This window comes from Pseudomonas sp. 210_17 TE3656 (genome assembly GCF_054821965.1).
In genome coordinates this window covers 4,756,576-4,776,254 of record NZ_JBTRBC010000001.1, presented here as the reverse complement: position 1 = coordinate 4,776,254, position 19,679 = coordinate 4,756,576, and the positions used below count along the sequence as shown (strand labels likewise).

Sequence of the window (19,679 nt, the reverse complement as noted above, 5' to 3'; positions counted from 1 at the left end):
CCGCGCAACACAGCGTTGCAGCATCAGCACCGCAGCACCACTCGACAAGAACAATAAAAGCTGAGGCTTCCATGAGACGAATGCTTGCTCCCGCGCTTGCCGCCTGCATGCCGTTGATCCCAATCCCGTCGCTGGCCAGCGACGCGCCGCGCAACATCCTGCGCATCGGCTATGCCGATATCCAGTTCAACACCGACTCCGCAGACATGACCGGCATGCCCGGCACCACCCCTGCCAACGTCCAGGCCGAGGTGCGCGACAGCGGCACCCTGGCGCTGGTCTACGAACGCAAGCTTGGCGGCCCCTGGTCATTGCTGATGCAGGCCGGCGCACCACCGGTGATCGATTTCGACGGCGCGGGTTCGGCCGCTCCCCTGGGCAAGGTCGGCAGCGCCCGGGCATGGTTTCCGGCGGTGCTGCTGGCCTACAACTTCGACGTGTTCGGCATGCAGCCCTACGTAGCACTGGGTGTCAATTACACCTGGTTCAGCGAAGAGAAGATGACCGCCGCCTACAACACTGCGTTCGGCGGCACCTCCAGCACCTCCAAAATGGATGACTCGCTGGGCGCCGTGGCCAAGGTCGGCGTGGAAGTACCCCTGATCGGCAACTGGAGTGCCGGCTTCTCTTACGCCCGTTACTGGATCGACACCACCGCCACCATCAAGACCCAGACCCCGGGTATTGGCCAGGTCAAGCGCAAGATCGACGTCGAGGCTGACCCGGACGTCTATTCGCTGACCATCGGCTATCACTTCTGAGCGCTCATATGCCTTTGCCCGCACACGTCACGGAGCACCGAACATGACCACTGACCCCATCAACAGCACCTTCGATTACCTCGTCGTCGGAGGAGGCTCGGCAGGCTGTGTGATCGCCAGCCGCCTCAGCGAAGACCCGAGCATCAGCGTCTGCCTGATCGAAGCCGGCGGCACTGACAGCAGCGTGCTGATCCACGCTCCGGTGGGCATGGTTGCCATGCTGCCCACGCGGATCAACAACTGGGCCTTCCAGACCGAGGTGCAACCGGGCCTCAACGGCCGTCGTGGATATCAACCACGGGGCAAGACCCTGGGCGGTTCCAGTTCGATCAACGCCATGCTGTATGTGCGTGGTCACCGCCACGACTACGATCACTGGGCAGCGCAAGGTAACCAGGGCTGGTCGTATGCCGACGTGCTGCCTTACTTCATCAAGTCCGAACAAAACCACAGCCTGAACGATGACTACCATGGCCAGCACGGTCCGCTGAGCGTTACCGAGGTGTCCTGCCCGAGCACCTTGAACGCTGCCTTTATCCAGGCCGCCCAGCTCAATGGCATCCAGCGCACCGCGGACTACAACGGTGCCGAGCAGGAAGGCGCATTCATGTATCAGGTCACCCAGCGCAACGGTGAGCGCTGCAGCGCGGCCAAGGCCTACCTCACCCCGAATCTGCAGCGCCGCAACCTCAAGGTATTGACTGGCGCCACCGTCGAACGGGTGCTGATCGAGTCCGCCCGTGCGGTCGGGGTGCAGCTGCGCCATGGCGGCCAACGCGTGGTGCTCAAGGCTCGCCATGAGGTGGTCCTCAGCGCCGGCAGCTTCGGCTCGCCGCAGGTGCTCTTGCTCTCAGGCATCGGCCCGCATCAGGAACTGCACAAGCACGGTATACGCATCACGCATGAACTGCCTGGCGTCGGTCAGAACTTGCAGGACCACATCGACTACGTGTTTACCTACCGCAGCAGTAACAACACCCAGACCTTCGGCTTCTCACCGACGTTCAGCTGGAAGATGCTCAAGGCCATGGCCCAGTGGAAACGCGAGCGCAAGGGCCTGGTCACCTCGCCTTTCGCCGAATCCGGGGCGTTCTTCAGGAGCCAACCCGGGTTGTCGATGCCTGACCTGCAACTGATCTTCGTCCCGGCGATTGTCGATGACCACGCGCGCAAGCTGCGGCCGTGGCACGGATTCAGCTGCCACCTGACCCTGCTGCGCCCCAAGAGCCGTGGCACCGTCAAGCTGGCCAGCAGTGACCCGAGCGCAGCGCCGTTGATCGACCCGCGTTTCTTCAGCGAACCACAAGACCTGGAAGTGCTCATGCGTGGCGCAGACATCCAGCGTGCCATCCTCGAGGCCTCGCCCCTGGCGCCCTATCGCGGCAAACCGCTGTACCCGCTGAACCAGCATGACCGCCAGGCCCTGGAGCAGGACATCCGCAACCGGGCCGACACGCAATACCATCCGGTGGGCAGCTGCAAGATGGGCCACGACCCACTGGCAGTGGTAGATGACCAGCTGCGTGTGCACGGGATTGCCGGCCTGCGGGTGGCCGACGCTTCAATCATGCCGACCTTGATTGGCGGCAACACCAACGCACCGAGCATCATGATTGGCGAAAAAGCCGCCGACATGCTGCTGCGCAGTCGTCAGGAGGGCTAGGCCATGAATGATCTGTCACACGCTTTCGACACCCAGGAAGTCGAGCGCATGCACCTGTTGCTGCAGCGTCAGCGCCAGGCCTTCAACACTCGACCTTACGCCTCGCTGAACAGTCGACTGAACGACCTCAAACGCCTGATCGCCGTGCTGCGCGGTTATCAGCAGCGCATTGTCAGCGCCCTTGAAGCCGATTTCGGCGGCCGCGCGGCATTCGAAACCCGCCAGATCGAAGTGCTCGGCCCCGTACTGCAGGCACGCCACGCCATCGCCCATTTGCGGCGCTGGATGAAAGCCGAGCGGCGCAAGACCGAACTGCTGTTTTTCGGCAACCAGGCCTGGGTCCAGTACCAGCCCAAGGGTGTGGTGGGTATCGTCGGCACCTGGAACTTCCCTTTGTACCTGACCCTGGGCCCGCTGGTGGCAGCCCTGGCTGCCGGCAACCGGGCAATGATCAAAGTGTCGGAATATGCGCCACACAGCCGTCAGGTGCTGCAAGAGATGCTCGCCGAGGTATTCGACGAAGACCAGGTAGCCGTGTTCGGCGGCCAGCTGGCCAGCGCCCAGGCATTCACTGGCTTGCCGTTCGATCACCTGATATTCACCGGGGCGCCGCAGGTCGGGCGTCAAGTGATGCGCGCCGCAGCCGAGCATCTGGTGCCAGTGACCCTGGAGTTGGGCGGCAAGTCGCCGGCGCTTCTCGGTGCCGATGCTGACCTGGAGGATGCGGCCTTGCGCATTGCCCATGGCAAGGGCTTCAACGCCGGCCAGGTCTGCGTAGCCCCCGACTATGTGCTGGTGCCCAAGGGCAAGGCCCAAGTGTTTGCCGAAGCACTCAAGCACGCCTTCGAACGTCTGTACCCGGACCCGGCCCAAAGCACCGAGTACACCAGCATCATCAGCGAGCGTCATGCCTTGCGGCTGCAGGCATTGCTGGCCGACGCCCTGGCCAAGGGCGCGGTGATCCTCAGTTGCCATGGTTCAAGCAACACTTCCCGTCGCTTGCCGTTGCAGGTGATCACCGCCGTCACCGACGACATGCAGGTGGCTCAGGAAGAGATCTTCGGCCCGCTGCTGCCCGTCATCGAGTACGCCACCTTCGACCAGGCCATTGCCTACATTCAGGCACGACCGCGGCCGCTGGCCCTCTACCCGTTCGGCCTTGATGCCAGGCAAACCGAGCGCGTGCTGAATGAAACCCATAGCGGTGGAGTAACCCTGAACGACTGGGTCTGGCATGTGTTCCAGCACGACCTGCCCTTCGGCGGCGTGGGCAATTCGGGTATGGGCTCATACCATGGCCAGGAAGGCTTTCGCGCACTATCCCACGGCAAGGCGGTGTTCAAGCGCCAATGGTGGTTTCCCACACAACTGTTCTACCCGCCCTATGGGCGCTGGGTGCAACGTCTGGCCTTGAGGTTCTACCTGGGTAAATCCCGATAGCCCCAGACAGACTTAGCGTGCGACCGGGCGGCGGAGTGATGACTTCGATCTATAATTACCACGCCCTTAGCAGTGGATATGCCCGATGCAGCAGAAATCACCGTCCGCGTCGCGATCTCGCCTGCTCCTGCCCATGGCTTGCGCACACCCGCGACGCACGGTGATCCTGTGTTTTCTCGCCGCTTTCGCCATCAGCCTGGTACTCGCCGGTCGTCAGTATTACCAGCTGCTGCAACGCGAACTGCAAGAACGCGAGCACAATCTGCACCTGCAGGCGCTGGCCATCGAGGCCGTGGTGAGCAACGGCAAGAGCCAGCTGCAGTTCATGCGCAATATCGCCGAGCGACTGCTGATCGAGGCCCACATTCAACCCGCCATGCGCCGTAACGAGGCCATTGCCGCAGCGATGCGCAACAGCCAGCAGCCGCTCTGGGAGCTGCCGGTGCCAAAATCCGATGCACCGGTTCGGGCCATAGGCGATGCCCAGCTAGCGAATATTCCGGGCCTGAGTCGCGAGCCCCAGCAATTGATAGAAGACCTGCACCTGGCACACGCGATGAGCCAGGTGTTGCCCGCACAATTTCAAGGTGAGAGCAATCTGTCACGCATCCTGTTCCTGACCACCTCCGGCATCGTCATCGCCTACCCGGCAGTCAGGGACGAGCAGTTGGAGCCGATCCTGCGCAAATTCACCCGCTCGCCTTTGATGCACTTGAACCGCGCCAATGCCGAAGACCTCGACATCGCCTTCTATCCGCCGCCCGGCAGCAATCTGGGCAGCATGCCGCACGTACTGCTGAGCACCCCGGTGTACCTCAATGCGGTGATGCGCGGCGCATTGATCTACGACGTGCCGCAGACCAAGCTGCAGAACTACCTCTACCAGACCACCGCAAGCGATGAGCAGCATGCGCTGATCGATGACGAGGGCAGCCTGGTCGCCTCCAGTGAGCAGACGTTCAAATCGCTGTCGGGCAACTGGCTGAGCAGCTTGCCGGCCTCGAGCATGCGCCTGTCGATCCCGATGCTGTTCCAGCGTGACCACGGCACGCTGAAACTTGACCAGGGCTACCTGCAATTCCGTGAGCTGCAAGGCATCGACCTGATGCTGACCAGTTACATCAGCGCCGCCGACCTGCGGGCGGCGGTCCACGCGCAGATCGATATTCTGTTCCTTGGCGTCTGGGCATTGCTGGGCTTGTTGATGGCCCTGACCCTGTACATCGTCGATCGCCTGTTCAAAGGCCAGTTGCGCCTGAACCGGCAACTGCGCGAGATGGGCCTGGTCGACGGTCTGACCCAACTGGCCAACCGCCGACGCCTGCAATCGGACTTTGGCGGCTTGCTCCAGCGCCTGCGCGAGGATCAACCGCTGGCCTTGTGGATGCTCGACATCGACCGCTTCAAACACATCAACGACAACTGGGGCCATAGCGCCGGCGACGAGGTGATCAAGCACCTGGCCACCCTGTGCCGGGCGCTGGTGCGGCCGCAGGATCTGGTGGTGCGTTATGGCGGTGAAGAATTCTGCGTGCTGCTGCCTGATACTTCACTGGCCCAGGCCACCCAGATGGCCGAACAGCTGCGCGCCGCCACCGCGCAATCGGTGTGCGTGCCCGAAGCCGGCACCCTGCTGGCCGGCGCACCGTCGCTGGAAATCCGCCTGACCGTATCGGTCGGTGTGGCGGAACTGCGCGTCGATGGCTGCCAGGGCCTGGAGGACCTGGTGGCCACTGCTGATCGGCGTTTGTATGCGGCGAAAAAGGCCGGCCGCAACCGGGTGGTCAGCAGCGACTGAGTAGCGCCGGTGCATGGATTTTGTCGTTGACGGCTTGTCGGCCAGCAAAAGCCGGACCTTAAGCTCGGGGGGGTGTGCCATAACCACAAGAAAACGGAGACACCATGCCCCTTCCCATGCAGTTGCGCCGCAAGCATCTGGCGAGCCTGATCGCCCTCGCCTGTCTAAGCCAGGCTGTGTACGCCGAACCCGCCAGCGAACAAACCCGCGCCAACAACGCCGCCATGCTCGAGCAGCGGCCGTTCAGCAATGATGCCGATTTCGCCGCCGTCAGCCGCGGGCTGATCGCACCGTTCAAGGGGCAAGTCGTGGATGCCAACGGCAAGCCGATCTGGAACCTGGCCAGCTATGACTTTCTCAAGCAGAAGGACAGCCCCGCCACGGTCAACCCCAGCCTCTGGCGCATGGCTCAACTGAACAACCATGCCGGGCTGTTCGAAGTGGTACCCGGGCTGTACCAGGTACGCGGCCTGGACCTGGCCAACATGACCATCATCGAAGGCGACGACGGGCTGATCATCATCGACCCGCTGACCACCGCCGAAACCGCCCGTGCCGCGCTCGATCTGTACTACCAGAACCGTGCGCGCAAACCGGTGGTGGCGGTGATCTACAGCCATACCCATACCGACCACTTCGGCGGCGTGCGCGGCGTGATCGACGAGGCCGACGTCAAAGCCGGCAAGGTCAAGGTGTTCGCCCCCAGCGGGTTCATGGAACACGTGATGAGCGAGAACGTCTACGCCGGCAATGCCATGAGCCGCCGCGCCCAATACCAGTTCGGCCTGTACCTGCCGCGCGGTGACCAGGGTCAGGTCGACGCCGCCATCGGCAAGGCTGTGGCCATCGGTGGCAGCATCACCCTGATTGCGCCCACCGACCTGATCGACAAGCCGATCGAGACCCGCCGCATCGCCGGTATTGATGTCGAGTTCCAGCTCACCCCTGGCACCGAAGCACCCTCGGAAATGAACTTCTACCTGCCGCAGTTCAAGGCCCTGGGCATTGCCGAAAACGCCTCGCAGACCATGCACAACATTCTCACCCCACGCGGCGCCCAGGTGCGCGATGCCAAGGCCTGGTCGCAGTACCTCGATGCCAGCCTGAGTCGTTACGGCGACAAGACCGAAGTGCTGTTCGGCCAGCACAACTGGCCGACCTGGGGCGCCGAATCGGTGCGTACCTTGCTCGCCGATCAACGCGACATGTATGCCTTTCTCAATGACCGCACCCTGCACCTGCTCAACCAGGGCCTGACGCCGATGGAAATCGCCCAGAACATGCAGAAACTGCCGGGTGAGCTGCAGAACAAGTGGTACACCCAGGGCTATTACGGCTCGCTGAGCCACAACTCACGTGCGGTGTACCAGCGTTACATGGGCTTTTACGACGGCAACCCGGCCAACCTCAACCCGCTGCCGCCGGTGGAGAGTGCCCGGCTGACCGTTGAAGCCATGGGCGGTAGCGAGGCGGTACTGGGCAAGGTTCGCGCCGCCATGGACAAAGGTGAGTACCGCTGGGCCGCACAACTGGGTAACCAATTGCTGTTCGCCGAGCCCGACAATGCCAAGGCACGCACCATCCAGGCCGAGGCCCTGGAGCAGCTGGGTTATCAGAGCGAGAACGCCAACTGGCGCAACATCTACCTGACCGGCGCCATGGAACTGCGCAACGGCGTGCCGAGCCAGGTCGGCAGTTCGGTGTCGGTCGACATGGTGCGCGCCCTGACCCCGCAGATGTTCTTCGACTTCATGGCGGTGCGCGTGGATGTCGACAAGGCGCTCGGCCATGACCTGAACCTCAACTGGCGCTTCACCGACCCCGAGCAGACCTTCAACCTGACCCTGCGCAACGGCGTGCTGACCCACCGCGAGGGCCTCAACCCCAAGGCTGATGCGGGCCTGAGCATGAGCAAGGCGACTCTCGAGCAGGTCAGCCTGAAACAGCTGGATTTCCCCACGGCGATGCAAAAAGGCTTGATCAAGGTCGAAGGCAACGGCAAGAAAATCGCCGAGTTGCTGGCGACCCTCGACACCTTCAGTCCGCAGTTCAATATCGTGACGCCTTGAGCCGCCTGCGGGCTTTGCCGGCCTCAGCGCCAGCAAAGCCCGCAGGGCTTGTGTCACTTGGCCCAGCGCCGCAGCTCCGAAGGTGTGTAGTCGTCGGTTTTCGCCGTGAAGCCTACCCGCATCGGGGTTTTCTCTTCGTTGCTCAACCCCCCGGCGTAATAGCGGCCCGAGATCAGGTCGTAGGAAGTTTCCAGCACGTTGTAGGTGAAATCATGATCGTAGTGCTGGATCGCGTGCAGCTCCGAACTGCGCCACAACTCGCCACGGCTGTCGTACTGATCGACCTGCGCAATTTGCCAGCTGTCTTCATCCACGTAGAAACACCGCTTGTTGTAGATATGCCGGGCGCCGGGTTTGAGCGTGGCTTCAACCACCCAGACCCGATGTTTCTCATAGCGGGTATAGGCCGGGTTGATGTGGTTGGGTTTGACCAGTTCGTCGAGTTTCAACGCCCGGCTGCCGAGGCGGTAACTGTTATAGGGAATGTACAGTTCCTGCTTGCCGATCAGCTTCCAGTCGAAGCGGTCCGGCGCGCCATTGAAGCCGTCGATGTTATCGGCGGTGATCAGGCCGTTGCTGTAACGAGCACTGTTGTCATAGGCCAACATCGGCGCGCGGCGCACCCGGCGCTGGGCAGGCAGGTACTGCCAGGCTGAACGCGGCTCGACCACCTGGTCGACCGGCTCATGTACCAGCACGGTCTCGCCCGCCAGGCGCGCCGGTTCCAGCACCCGGCTCTTGAACATGAACAGCACGTTGGCCTTGGGCTCAAGGCCGGTGATTGCTTCGGCGAAGCTGACCAGTGACTGCGCGCGGATATAGCTGACCGCACCGTTCTCGCGGACCAGGGCAATGCTGCTCAAACGTTCATAACTACCACCGCGCCAGCGACTCATGTGGTTCCACATCACCTCCATGCCCTCGGTCGGCAGCGGGAACGGGATGCCACGGCTGTAGTCATGGAGGCCGTTGCCGCCATCGGCCAGGGTAGTCTTGCTGGCGTTACTGCGGCTGTCGGCAAGCACCGCCGCCGGCAGGCGCGCACTACGATGGCTTGGGTATACCGGCATCTGGAAACTGCCCGGATAGCGCTTGAACATCGCCACCTGGCCAGGGCTGAGCGCGGCCTGGTACTGCGCAAGGTTCTGCGCCGTGATGGTGAACAGCGGCTTTTCGCTTGCGAACGGATCGCTGTAGCCGCCGTTGCCATCGACGCTGCCAGCGCGTTTGTCGAGGCCGCCGGTCCAGGCCGGAATGCTGCCGTCGGCATTGCCGGCGCGCTCCGAGCCCATGGGGGTGAGGGTCTTGTCCAGGGCGCCGAGGTCATCGCTCTTGGCCAGGACGCAGGTACTGACACAAGTCAGCGCCAGCAACAGGGGATGAATACGCATTTTTATTGTTCTCCTTAGAAATCAACCTTGAAACTGACCGAGGCGAAGTCGCGGTCATCGAGGGTGCTGTAGTCGTTGGAACCGAAGAAGGCGTTGTAGGCCAGCTCCACGCTGTAGTCGTTGAGGTAGTTGGCGGTCAGGCTCAAACCCAGGGCCTGCTGCCCCTCCTGGAACGGCCCGAGCGGGTCATAGGAATAGCCCTCGAGGTCATGTCGCCAGTTGACCGCCGGAATCAGGTTGATCCCTGGCAGCACATCGCTGTACTCAAGGCTTGCCCGCAGGCGGTAGCCCCAGGACCAGTCGGTGGCAAATCCCTGGTCGGTGCAGTAGCGATTGGTCACTCCAGAGGCCACGGTGTTGCAGGGGCTGCCATTGCGCGGCGCACTGCGGCCGAAGGCGGCGTTGCGCCCCAGGCGCTCATCGCCCAGCCCCTCGATATGCACCACGCCGACTTCGCCGAACAGGCTCAGGCGCGTCGCGCCGAGCACGTTGTCGATGGCCTGGGTGGCCGAACCAGTCCATTGCCACACGCCCTTGCGCTGCCAGCCATCGAGACGATCACCGGCACGATTGTTAAAACCTGCGGGCAACTCGACCCAGGAGCTGCCTGCGGCGCCAGCGACCACCGCCGTGGTGATATCAGGCGCGTTGTAGGCCAGCGGCAGGTTTGGTCGGTAACTCAGCTCGGTGGCCAGGGAGATACCGCTGTAGGGCTCCACGGCGGTCAGGCTCAGCCCGTACAGACGGATGTTTTCCGGGAACGCAGCGGCATAGCTCGGCCCCTGTCCGCCGCCGGGGAAGTTGCCCGGCAAGCTGGTGTTGCGCGCGTCCAGGGTCAGGTACGGCAGGCGCGAGTGGTAGTTGATGAAGTACAGCGCCGCCTCGGCATCGTTGAGCGCCGGCAGCATCTGGCGCAGGGCGAAGCCGAACTGACCACTGTCCGCAGGCGATTCGTTGCCCCGTGAACTGGCAAACAGGCCGCTGGCCTGCATCTGCTGATCAGTCAGCACCTGGCTCAGGTACAAAGGACCGCAGCCAGGCTGGATCACATCGCTGCTGGCGAAGAAGATCCCACAGCCGTCGAGCACACTGGGCCGCCAGTTGTACTGGTAGAAGCCTTCAAGGTTGAGGGTGTCGGATATGCCGAAACTGAACGACAGCATCTCCACCGGTAGCTGGCCTTCCTTGATCTCGACGCCAGGGCGGTTGAAGGCGGTGATATCCAGCGGGTTGATGACGTTGATGCCGTTCTGGATCAGCAAGGCTTCGCCCCATGACAGCACCTGCTTGCCAAGCTTGACGTTGAGTGGATGACCGGCCAGCTCCAGGTCCTTCCACAGGTAGGCATCCAGCGCTTCGAAACCCTGGAACCTGGCCAGGTCGTCCCAGCCACTGTCATCGAAGTCCTTGAAGCGCCCGTTGCGGGTTTCATAGGCGTGGTCGTACCAGTATTTGAGGCGCAGGAACGCACCCTGTCCCTGGCCATCGACACTGAAGTCGGTAAGGCCCTTGAAGGTCTGTGAGATCGGGTCGCCCTTTTTGAAGTTGAGTCGGTTGTCGTCGGCGCTGACACTGCTGCCATCAGCGCTGACGCCCTGGGCCTGCAAGGCGTTGGCGCGGGTCATCAGATGCCGGTCGGGGCTCTGGGTCGACCAACTGCTGCCCAGGCTCAGGGTGCTTCGGGTGGTAAAGCTCCAGTCTTCATTGAGGTCGAACGTGGTCGCCTGGGCAGGCGCGACGACAGACGCCAGGACGGCCAGGATCAGCGGTGAGCGGCCACCGCTGCCTGTTCGGGTTGAGCTTATTGTTGTCATTATCGAGCTCCAGTTGGATTACGCAGCTCGATCAAAATGCCCAAGCCGCCGCCGCCTGACACAAGCGGCGCACGACAAAAAATGATCATGCGCAAACACCGGTGCTGGCGTTACATCACCTGCAGGGCGTTCAGGCGAAACTGTTTGGGCGTGACGCCAAACTGCTTGCGAAAGGCGCGGATGAAGTTGCTCGGCTGGCGGTAACCGAGGCGCTCGGCAATGCGTTCGATCGGCTGGTCGCCCGCACTCAACCAGTGCCGGGCCAGGTGCAGGCTGTCCTTGCGCCCACCGTCATCGGTCGCCCCCTGCCACTGGCGCAGCATGCTCTGGTGCAGGAAGGCATTGGCCCCGGGTAACGCCAGGTCCAACGCCTGCGGCGTCAGTTGCAGGTTCAGCCATTGGCCCTCGGAAGTCGCCACGCCCCAGCCGTGCAACCACGGCCCCGCCGCTTGCCCGGCCAACAGGTTCACGTGGCTGAACAGGCGGGCAGGCGGCTTGCCGGCACGCCGGGCAATGTTGCGCACCAGGCTCAGTGCCGCAGCATCGAGCATGTAGTAATGCGGCTGGTGCTGATAACGGCGCACCTGCAGCTGTGCCTGGCCTGCCTCCTCTTCCAGGCTGACCCGTATGCAGTTGGTCACCAGCGGCAGGTAACGGATAAAACACTCAAGGCTGGCACGTAGCGTGGCGGCGGAATCGAGGAGGATGTTAAGCCCCTGCAAAGAGTGAGTAGCCATGCCCGGCACCAGCTCACAGCCAAAGTCGCGCCCGGCACCGGCTGCCTCACATTCTGCGAGAAACTGCTCGACCAGCAGTGCCGGGACCCTGCCGTGCCCTTCGAGCCAAGCCGGTTCAATGCCGGCACGTTGCAACAGCAGCTCGACCGGCAGGCCACAGCCCTGGGCATGAGCCACCAAGGTACGGGTGAAAGCACTGGACACAAAGGGCGCGGCAAGCATGGCAAGTCACAGAAAAAGGACAGGACTAGACTTATGCCAGCCGCTACACTATCGATCAAATGCATAAAAAGTATCTGAAACATGCAAGAGGTGCATGGTGGATCTACGCCAACTGCGTCACTTTGTAGCCTTGGCCGATTTCCGTGGATTTGTCCGCGCCGCCGACGCTGTCAATCTCAGCCAGCCGGCCTTCAGCCGCAGTATCCAGACCCTGGAACGCGACCTGGACTGCGTTCTGGTCGAGCGAGGCAGCCGCGACTTCCGCCTGACCGGCCAGGGCCAGCTCGTGCTGCAGCATGCCCGGCGCCTGCTGGCCGGCAGCCAGAACCTGCACAACGAGCTGTTGCAGTACAACGGCCTGGAAGGTGGCGAACTCAACTTCGGCAGCGGCCCCTATCCGGCCCAATTGCTGGTGCCCGAGGCGCTGGCGCAGTTCATCCACGACCACCCGTTGGTGCGCACGCGCTTTCATCTGGGTGACTGGGAGCAGCTGGGGAACTGGCTGAAGGAGCAGCAGATCGAGTTTCTGGTCGCCGACTCGCGATATTTCAAGGACGATCCGCGCTATCAGGTACAGGTCCTGCGGCCTCGGCGCGGGCGCTTTTTCTGCCGCGCCGGGCACCCGCTGGCCGACTGCGCTGCGCTCAAGCTCAGCGCCCTGCTCGACTATCCGATTGCCGGCACGCGAATCCCGCCCATGATCCGCAAGATCCTCGCCCGCGCCCAGGGCACGGAAGACTTTGTCACCAGCGTCGAGTGCGCCCAGTTCGATGCGATCTGCCGGGTGGTGATGCGTTCGGATGCCATCGGTCTGGCCACTGCCGAAGCCCTGAGCGAGCGTGTCGATGTTGGTGAGCTGCGTCTGCTCAGTTTCGTCGACCTGGATGCCAACGATCCCGACCTGCAACTGCAGTACGGCATTGTCAGCCGTGTCGGCGGCAGCCTGACGCCCGCCGCACAGGCGATGATCGACGCCATCCTCAAGGTGGATCAACAGTTGCTGGCGGGGCGCCCATGAACCCGGCACCGGCCAATGCTTTCTACGCCCCGACCCTGCTGCCGGCCATCGAAGAACTGCAGGCCCGCGGTGTCGACCAGGCACTGATTGAAGGCGTGTTTCGCCGCAGCCTGTTCGAATTGCGCACACCCTTCCTGCGCGTACCGCTGGTGCTCTCGCGACGCTTCTGGAGCCTGGCCCTGGCGCAAACCGGTGACCCGCTGATCGGTCTGACCGCCGGCCGGCGTTTCGTCTCCACCGCCACCAATGGCCTGACCTACCTCTTCGATGTGGCGGCTTCACTGGACAGCGCCTGCGCTTTTTTCGTCGAGTACTTTCCGTTTTTCAACGGCCATTTTCGCGCGCGCATTGAGCATAGCGAGCGGCAGGTGACCCTGCGTCTGGAAGATTGCGGCAGCCTCAAGGCCAGCGCGCCGATCACCGACTACATGCTTACCAGTATCTGCAGCCTGCTGCGGCGCAAGTTGCTGGCCAGCGGCCTGGAGCAGGACCCGATCATTGCCATCGAGCTGGCCCACCCGGCACCGGCCGATAGCGGCGCACACTGGCAGGCCTGGCGCGCGCCGGTCAGCTGGGGCCATGGCGAACATGGCATTCACCTTGACCCGCAACTGTTCAAACAAACGCTCACCCCCGGCAACCAGGCGCTGGAACAAATGCTGGTGGACCTATTGCAACAGACCCGGCACAACAGCCAACCGACCTTGCTGGAGCTGGCCAGTGATCACCTGGCCGTGCACCTGGCCGACAGTGAGCGCTGGCCGATGTTCTGCAGCCGCCAGCACTTGCTCGAACGCACCGCAGCCCGGCGCTTGAAAGCGTTGGGCTGGAGCTTTTCCGAGTTACTCGACGAGTACCGCCGCTACCGCGCCGAAGACCTGCTGCAAGGCAGTGCGCTGGAGCTGGTGCAGATCGCCGACCAGCTTGGTTACAGCGACGTGCAAAGCTTTCACCGGGCTTGTCTGCGCTGGTTCGACTGCGCACCTGGCACCTACCGCACGCGCCAGTCCTGCTGATCGGCAAAGAACGCCCGTGCATTATCTTCCAGGCTTTCCAGGTGATAACCGCCTTCCTGCACAATCAGGCACGGTACACCCAGGCTGCGGATACGTTCACCCAAGGCAGCAAAACCTTCGCGAGTGACGGCCACTTTGCTTTGCGGGTCGAGCTCGTAAATATCGAAGCCCAACGACAACACCAACACCTCGGCAGCAAAGTCCTTCACCGCTGCCAGGGCGACTTCCAGCTGGCCGAGGAAGTCCGCCTCACTGGCGCCATGGGCCATCGGCAGGTTGAGGTTGTAGCCCAGCCCCGCACCACTGCCGCACTCGTCGGCAAAACCGGCGACCGCCGGGTAGAAGTTGGTCGGGTCACCGTGCACCGAGACGTACAACACATCGTCACGCTCGTAGAAGATTTCCTGGATGCCCTGGCCGTGGTGCATGTCGGTGTCGAGCACCGCCACGCGGCTGAAGCGCTCGCGCAACACCTGGGCGGCAATCGCGGCGTTGTTCAGGTAGCAGAAGCCACCGGCCGCTTCGGCGCGGGCATGGTGCCCCGGTGGACGGCACAAGGCGTAAGCCGCAGGCTCGCCGTCGAGTAACGCCCTGGCCCCGGCCACTGCGCTTTGCGCCGACCAGTAGGCCGAACGCCAGGTCAGCTCACCCACCGGGCAACTGCCGTCCGCCAGGTAACAGGCCGCCTGGGCGAGAATGCCGCGCATGGCATTGGACTCACGCACGAAGATGTTCGACATCACCTCATCGCCCCAGTCTTCGGGGATGTCCTGCCAGCGCGGGTGAGCATCCTGAAGAAAGTTCAGGTAGCCCTCACCGTGAACCGCCAGCAACGGTTGCAAGCCGGCATCGTCCGGCTGAACGATGTCGAAACCGAGATTCTGCGCCGCCTGCAACAGATTGCGGGCACGTTCGGGCACTTCCTGCGGCGTGCGCAGCTGCCCACGGGAGAAGTAACTGCGCGGATGGTGCAAGAGCTGTTCGGGGTGAAAGTAGCAACGCATGAGCTTCTCCTTATTCGGCCCGGCCAGCACGGGCCAGCACGGCATTGAGCAATACATCGGCGCCCCGGCGCACATCCTCGGGCAGTACATCTTCCGCCTCGTTGTGGCTCAGGCCGCCGACACAGGGAATGAATACCATAGCGGTCGGACAATAGCGCGCCAGCAGGATCGCATCGTGACCGGCGCCGCTGACAATCGATTGCTGGGCATAGCCCAGACCGTCCACGGCAGCCTGCACGGCGGCCACACAGTCAGCGTCAAACGGCGTTGCCGGGCTAACCCAGTGGCGGCTGATGCTGACCTTCAGGCCACGTTGCGCGGCGATGGCTTGCAGGCGTTTACCGACCTGTTGCTCCATGTCGTCAATCGCGCTGTCGAGGTGATGACGCAGGTCGACGGTGAACTGCACCAATCCCGGAATGGTGTTGCGCGAGGACTTGCTGATGCTCAGCTCGCCGACCGTGGTCAGGCCCTGAGGGGCGAAGTCGCAGGCCAGCTGTTCAATCGCCTGGATCATCGGCGCAGCAGCGTAAAGCGCGTCCTTACGCAGCGGCATCGGCGTGGTACCGGCGTGTGCGGCCATGCCTTCGACCTGCACGTCGAGCCAGCGAATGGCCTGACCGCCACTGACCACACCGATGCTCTTGGCGTTGTCCTCAAGGATCGGGCCCTGCTCGATATGCGCTTCGAAATAGGCATCCACCGCACCGCCCAGCGGACGTTTACCGGCAAACCCGGTACGCTGCAGCGCCTCGGCGACACTGACACCCTCGGCATCGCGTACCGCCAGAGCATCCTCAAGCTGCATGCCGCCGGTGAACACCGCCGAACCGAACATGGCTGGGGTAAAACGTGCACCCTCTTCGTTGGTCCACACTGCCACTTCGAGCGGCTTGCGGGTCTGGATTTTCAGGTCGTTGAGACAGCGCACCACCTCAAGCCCGGCCAGCACGCCGTACACACCATCGAAACGCCCGCCTTCCGGTTGAGTATCGAGGTGGCTGCCGATCATCACCGGGGCCGCCTCGGGGTCGGTGCCGGGGCGGCGGGCAAACAGGTTGCCGATCGGGTCGACGCTCAGGGCCATGCCCGCTTCGCGGCACCAATGGGCGAACAGTTCGCGGCCGGCCTTGTCTTCTTCGCTCAGGGCCAGACGGCAACTGCCGCCACGGGCCGTCGCACCGATTTCAGCCATGGCCATCAGGCTCGCCCACAGGCGTTCGCCGTTGCTTTTCAACATCGCAACCACTCCAGTATTCGTTAACAAATCAGGCCATTTCCAGACGATGGGCAGCGGCATGGCGACGCGCCAGGGCCAGTACACAGAGCAGCGAGATCGCTGCAATCACGCTGTAGAACAGCGCCATCGGCCACCACTGACCCACAAATTCATGCGCAAGCCAGGTGCCCACCAGCGGCGTCAGGCCACCGGCGATTGCGCCGCACACCTGGTAGGCCATGGAGATCGCCGTGTAGCGCACGCGGGTCTCGAACATGCCGCTGACGTAACCGGCGATCACCGCGTAGAACGACGCCATGCACACCACTGCCAAGGCGATACCGACAATGATCAGCGGCGCCTGGCCGGAGCTGACCAGCACGAACATCGGGTACGGCGAAGCCATGGCCAGCAGCGACACCAGGCAAAGGAAACGCGTGGCGCCGATCTTTTCGGCGGCCCAGGCGGCGATGGGCTGGATGCAAAACTGGATGATCGCCACCACGAACAGGCATTCGAGGATCAGCGAGCGCGGCAGCGCCAGTTGCTGGGTGCTGTAGGCGATCATGAAGGTGTTGGTGAAATACACCCCGGCGATGCCCAGGGTATTGGCGCCAATGCACAACAGCAGCGGGCGCCAGGCCGTGCGCAGCACCTCCATTACCGGTGCCTGCTCCTTGCGCTTGGCCTTGCTGGCCTGCTCGCGGCTGGCGAGGAATTCCGGCGACTCGTTGACCCCCAGGCGAATCGCCAGGCCGACCAGTAGCAACAGGGCACTGGCCAGGAACGGCAGGCGCCAGCCCCAGCTCATCAGGTCTTCTTCCGGCAAACGGGTGACGGCGCTGAAGGCCAGCAGCGACAGGATCAAACCGGCCGGGCTGCCCAGTTGGGCGAACGAGGCAAAGAAGTTGCGCCGCCCCTTGGGCGCATGCTCGCCAGCCATCAGTACCGCGCCACCCCACTCCCCGCCCACAGCAATGCCCTGGACGATGCGCAGCAGAATCAGCAACACCGGCGCCATGGCGCCGATCTGCGCATAAGTGGGCAACAAGCCGATGCACACCGTCACCACACCCATCATCACCAGAGTGATCACCAGCGATTTCTTGCGCCCGATACGGTCGCCAATGTGGCCAAAGACAATGCCGCCCAGGGGCCGGGCGAAAAAGCCCACGGCGAAGGTGCCGAAGGCGGCCATGGTGCTGAACAGCTTGTCGTCCGAGGGAAAGAACAAGGCCCCGAACACCAGCGCCGCAGCCGTGGCGTAGATGTAAAAGTCGTACCACTCGATCATCGTGCCGATAAAGGCGGCGGCCGCAGCCCGGCGTGGCTGGGGCGAAGCGGAAGGCTTCATGGGTCAGGCTCCTTTGATTATTTTTCTGGCAGGAGGGAACGGTGCGTTCGCGGCGCTCTGGTGTCGCCTGTGTGACAACGATTTTTTGTCTCGGGGCTATGATTAGTCAATTTTCTATTTATTATTCGGATTATTAGCCACCCTTATATTGTTGCCAGAGGGCCCTGCCATGCCTGATCGCCTGCTCAACGACCGCCTGGACTGGAACCTGCTGCGCACCTTCCGGGTGATCGGCCAGGAGCTCAGCATCAGCCGCGCCGCCGCGCGCCTGCACCTGACCCAGCCAGCGGTGAGCCAGGCCCTCAAGCGTCTGGAAGAACAGCTCGGGCGCCAGCTCATCGCCCGCCGCGGCCCGCGCTTTGCCCTCACCGAGGTGGGCGAACAGATCTTCGACCTGGCCGGTGAAATCTACGGGCAGATGTCCCAGGTCAGCAGCGTGCTCGAGCAACCGGCCGACGAGGTGATTGGCAAGGTGCGCCTGCTGATGATCAGCCGCATCGTCTGCGAACGCTTCGACAGCTTCCTCGCTGACTTTCATCGCCAGCACCCGCGGGTCGACCTGGAAATCGACGTGATGCGCAGTTCCGACATCGTCAGCGCCCTGCAGGAAAAGACCGCGACCCTGGGCCTGAGCCTCAACCGCCGGCCGCAGCCACGCCTGGAGCAGCGCCTGTTCCTGAGCCAGCGTTATGGGTTCTTCTGTGGCAAGCACCATGGGCTCTACGGCAAAAAAGACGTCGCCGAGGGCGACCTGCAACGTGAGAACTTCGTCAGCTTCGCCAGCGACCAAATCGGCGGCATGCTCTCGCCGCTGACCATCTTTCGCGATCAGCAAGGCTTCAGCGGGCGCATCGTCGCCTCGTCACCGAGCCTGGAGGAAGTGCGGCGCCTGGTGATTGCCGGGTTTGGTGTCGGCTGCCTGCCGGCGCATGTGGTGGCCGCGGATGTCGAAGCGGGGTTGCTCTGGCCGTTGCCGCCGCTCGAGGGGATCGCCGATGTCGATATTCATCTGCTGTGGAACCGGGAACAGCGCATGAGCCGGGCAGAGTCGGTTTTTCTCGAGGCGCTGCAAGCGTATCTGTGACGCTATTGCGGCCGCTCATACGCAGGCAGGTACTCCACCATGGCCTCCAGCAGGATGTTTTCGATGTTTTCCGGATCAAGCACCACACGCTCAGCGACGTGACGGTACACAGGTACAAATACAGCCTCGGGTGAATTTTCCAGTTGCTGGCAAATCGACTCATAGACCTGGAGTGCCGATTGCCTGGTCGTGTCATTCAGCACAGCACAAAGCAACGGACAGAGCATCAATCCATAGATCCACACTCGCGAAGCGGCTGCCGAGTGCGAAGCGGTATCGTCAGCTAAGCAATGGGCAACCCGCTGACCTATACAGACCAATCTTTGCAAGCTAATGATGGACAGTGGGCGCGTATAGACCTCATCTCTGCCAACCGCACAGTTCTTGACGTCACGCAGGATATCTTCGAGTTCGGTATAGGGTTGACCTGTATGTTCCAGTACGTAGGCCAGTCGTTTCTCGTCTTCCCCCACATTCACCAGGTCACCAGCAGACTCGACCCAGTACTCCAGCCGTTGCTCGAGGAGATTGAGGATTTCTTCTGTGCTCAGTACAGCCTCGTTTAGTTGCAAGACAGAGACACTGACCTTCAAGGGGTCAGCAACCTTGCTATTACCCTCCAGTAGAACGCCCACCAGCGCATCTGTATCCGTTGCCAGGTAGCAGGGAGCCGCGCTTAGAACCGGAGGCACGCGTTCCCGGGCTTGTTCGTTTTGCAGTACGACCATGACTCTGGTCGGCGCGCCATCCTGTTCACTCTGCAATGCGCTCAAGTATTCCGCTTTGCACCAGAGAGAGTCTTCAAAAGTGGATGACACGTACAGAACGAGAGAGTACGAGGTGGACATGAGACGCGAGATGGCCTTGATGACGCGCCGATCCCGTAGATCGAGATCAAGGTCCCAAGCCACTTGAACACCACAGGTTTTCAAGCGTTGTATGAACTCGATCGGCTTATCAGACTGTCTGTGACTGATGAACACATCACGGGCAAACCTGCGATCGTTGTCTTCTCCCGCCTGGTTGGCTTGCTGCAAGAGCTCGTCCAGGTCCAGCAAAAACATGTCCTCACCTCCGTGACGACAGGCG

The 19,679-nt window shown here is 62.6% G+C and carries 15 protein-coding genes; 8 read left to right on the top strand and 7 right to left on the bottom strand.

Features of this window, described 5'->3' with window-relative positions; genetic code table 11:
• Positions 1-107: 107 nt before the first annotated feature.
• The 5 genes from ACVI9W_RS22220 (at position 108) to ACVI9W_RS22200 (ending at position 7,731) form a co-directional block, all read left to right on the top strand.
• Complete coding sequence (locus tag ACVI9W_RS22220; RefSeq protein WP_461531220.1) at positions 108-761, top strand: OmpW/AlkL family protein; 654 nt, start codon at positions 108-110, stop codon at positions 759-761.
• 43 nt (positions 762-804) lie between these two features.
• Positions 805-2,424, top strand: coding sequence for a GMC family oxidoreductase (locus ACVI9W_RS22215; protein WP_461531219.1), 1,620 nt, complete (start codon positions 805-807; stop codon positions 2,422-2,424).
• A gap of 3 nt (positions 2,425-2,427) precedes the next feature.
• Complete coding sequence (locus ACVI9W_RS22210; RefSeq protein WP_461531218.1) at positions 2,428-3,864, top strand: coniferyl aldehyde dehydrogenase; 1,437 nt, start codon at positions 2,428-2,430, stop codon at positions 3,862-3,864.
• An 85-nt stretch (positions 3,865-3,949) separates the two neighbouring features.
• Positions 3,950-5,662, top strand: coding sequence for a diguanylate cyclase (locus ACVI9W_RS22205; RefSeq protein WP_461531217.1), 1,713 nt, complete (start codon positions 3,950-3,952; stop codon positions 5,660-5,662).
• A gap of 104 nt (positions 5,663-5,766) precedes the next feature.
• Positions 5,767-7,731: an alkyl/aryl-sulfatase gene (locus ACVI9W_RS22200; RefSeq protein WP_461531216.1), complete on the top strand. Its 1,965-nt coding sequence runs from the start codon at positions 5,767-5,769 to the stop codon at positions 7,729-7,731.
• 53 nt (positions 7,732-7,784) lie between these two features.
• On the opposite strand, the gene ACVI9W_RS22195 is transcribed toward ACVI9W_RS22200, so the two are convergent.
• From ACVI9W_RS22195 to ACVI9W_RS22185, 3 genes are all read right to left on the bottom strand, one after another.
• Positions 7,785-9,122: a DUF1329 domain-containing protein gene (locus ACVI9W_RS22195; protein WP_461531215.1), complete on the bottom strand. Its 1,338-nt coding sequence runs from the start codon at positions 9,120-9,122 to the stop codon at positions 7,785-7,787.
• A 14-nt stretch (positions 9,123-9,136) separates the two neighbouring features.
• Positions 9,137-10,936 (bottom strand): DUF1302 domain-containing protein, encoded by a 1,800-nt coding sequence (locus ACVI9W_RS22190; protein ID WP_461531214.1) that lies wholly within the window; start codon positions 10,934-10,936, stop codon positions 9,137-9,139.
• A 110-nt stretch (positions 10,937-11,046) separates the two neighbouring features.
• Positions 11,047-11,895 (bottom strand): AraC family transcriptional regulator, encoded by an 849-nt coding sequence (locus ACVI9W_RS22185; RefSeq protein WP_461531213.1) that lies wholly within the window; start codon positions 11,893-11,895, stop codon positions 11,047-11,049.
• 97 nt (positions 11,896-11,992) lie between these two features.
• On the opposite strand from ACVI9W_RS22185, the gene ACVI9W_RS22180 reads away from it, so the two are divergent.
• Positions 11,993-12,913: a LysR family transcriptional regulator gene (locus ACVI9W_RS22180; RefSeq protein ID WP_461531857.1), complete on the top strand. Its 921-nt coding sequence runs from the start codon at positions 11,993-11,995 to the stop codon at positions 12,911-12,913.
• Positions 12,910-13,929, top strand: coding sequence for an AraC family transcriptional regulator (locus ACVI9W_RS22175; protein ID WP_461531212.1), 1,020 nt, complete (start codon positions 12,910-12,912; stop codon positions 13,927-13,929). Before ACVI9W_RS22180 ends, ACVI9W_RS22175 begins: the two co-directional genes overlap by 4 nt.
• Here the strand turns inward: ACVI9W_RS22175 and ACVI9W_RS22170 are convergent.
• The 3 genes from ACVI9W_RS22170 to ACVI9W_RS22160 are packed head-to-tail and all read right to left on the bottom strand — an operon-like array spanning position 13,905 to position 17,506.
• Positions 13,905-14,933 carry a histone deacetylase family protein gene (locus ACVI9W_RS22170; protein WP_461531211.1) on the bottom strand — a complete coding sequence of 343 codons (1,029 nt, stop codon included), beginning with the start codon at positions 14,931-14,933 and terminating at the stop codon, positions 13,905-13,907. The two genes, ACVI9W_RS22175 and ACVI9W_RS22170, sit on opposite strands and share 25 nt — an antisense overlap.
• A 10-nt stretch (positions 14,934-14,943) precedes the next feature.
• Positions 14,944-16,173, bottom strand: coding sequence for a Zn-dependent hydrolase (locus ACVI9W_RS22165; RefSeq protein WP_461531210.1), 1,230 nt, complete (start codon positions 16,171-16,173; stop codon positions 14,944-14,946).
• A gap of 28 nt (positions 16,174-16,201) precedes the next feature.
• A complete protein-coding gene (locus ACVI9W_RS22160; RefSeq protein ID WP_461531209.1) occupies positions 16,202-17,506 on the bottom strand; it encodes an MFS transporter in 1,305 nt (434 codons plus the stop codon).
• Positions 17,507-17,675: 169 nt separating this feature from the next.
• On the opposite strand from ACVI9W_RS22160, the gene ACVI9W_RS22155 reads away from it, so the two are divergent.
• Entirely contained in the window at positions 17,676-18,590 is a 915-nt protein-coding gene (locus ACVI9W_RS22155) for a LysR family transcriptional regulator (RefSeq protein WP_461531208.1), read from the top strand.
• 2 nt (positions 18,591-18,592) lie between these two features.
• On the opposite strand, the gene ACVI9W_RS22150 is transcribed toward ACVI9W_RS22155, so the two are convergent.
• Positions 18,593-19,654 carry a TIR domain-containing protein gene (locus ACVI9W_RS22150; protein WP_461531207.1) on the bottom strand — a complete coding sequence of 354 codons (1,062 nt, stop codon included), beginning with the start codon at positions 19,652-19,654 and terminating at the stop codon, positions 18,593-18,595.
• Positions 19,655-19,679 lie beyond the last annotated feature (25 nt).

Bases quoted from the DNA above. Each gene is read 5' to 3' on its own strand.
- ACVI9W_RS22220 (WP_461531220.1), top strand. From the start codon at position 108: ATGCCGTTGATCCCAATCCCGTCGCTGGCCAGCGACGCGCCGCGCAAC.
- ACVI9W_RS22215 (WP_461531219.1), top strand. From the start codon at position 805: ATGACCACTGACCCCATCAACAGCACCTTCGATTACCTCGTCGTCGGA.
- ACVI9W_RS22210 (WP_461531218.1), top strand. From the start codon at position 2,428: ATGAATGATCTGTCACACGCTTTCGACACCCAGGAAGTCGAGCGCATG.
- ACVI9W_RS22205 (WP_461531217.1), top strand. From the start codon at position 3,950: ATGCAGCAGAAATCACCGTCCGCGTCGCGATCTCGCCTGCTCCTGCCC.
- ACVI9W_RS22200 (WP_461531216.1), top strand. From the start codon at position 5,767: ATGCCCCTTCCCATGCAGTTGCGCCGCAAGCATCTGGCGAGCCTGATC.
- ACVI9W_RS22195 (WP_461531215.1), bottom strand. From the start codon at position 9,122: ATGCGTATTCATCCCCTGTTGCTGGCGCTGACTTGTGTCAGTACCTGC.
- ACVI9W_RS22190 (WP_461531214.1), bottom strand. From the start codon at position 10,936: ATGACAACAATAAGCTCAACCCGAACAGGCAGCGGTGGCCGCTCACCG.
- ACVI9W_RS22185 (WP_461531213.1), bottom strand. From the start codon at position 11,895: ATGCTTGCCGCGCCCTTTGTGTCCAGTGCTTTCACCCGTACCTTGGTG.
- ACVI9W_RS22175 (WP_461531212.1), top strand. From the start codon at position 12,910: ATGAACCCGGCACCGGCCAATGCTTTCTACGCCCCGACCCTGCTGCCG.
- ACVI9W_RS22170 (WP_461531211.1), bottom strand. From the start codon at position 14,933: ATGCGTTGCTACTTTCACCCCGAACAGCTCTTGCACCATCCGCGCAGT.
- ACVI9W_RS22165 (WP_461531210.1), bottom strand. From the start codon at position 16,173: ATGTTGAAAAGCAACGGCGAACGCCTGTGGGCGAGCCTGATGGCCATG.
- ACVI9W_RS22160 (WP_461531209.1), bottom strand. From the start codon at position 17,506: ATGAAGCCTTCCGCTTCGCCCCAGCCACGCCGGGCTGCGGCCGCCGCC.
- ACVI9W_RS22155 (WP_461531208.1), top strand. From the start codon at position 17,676: ATGCCTGATCGCCTGCTCAACGACCGCCTGGACTGGAACCTGCTGCGC.
- ACVI9W_RS22150 (WP_461531207.1), bottom strand. From the start codon at position 19,654: ATGTTTTTGCTGGACCTGGACGAGCTCTTGCAGCAAGCCAACCAGGCG.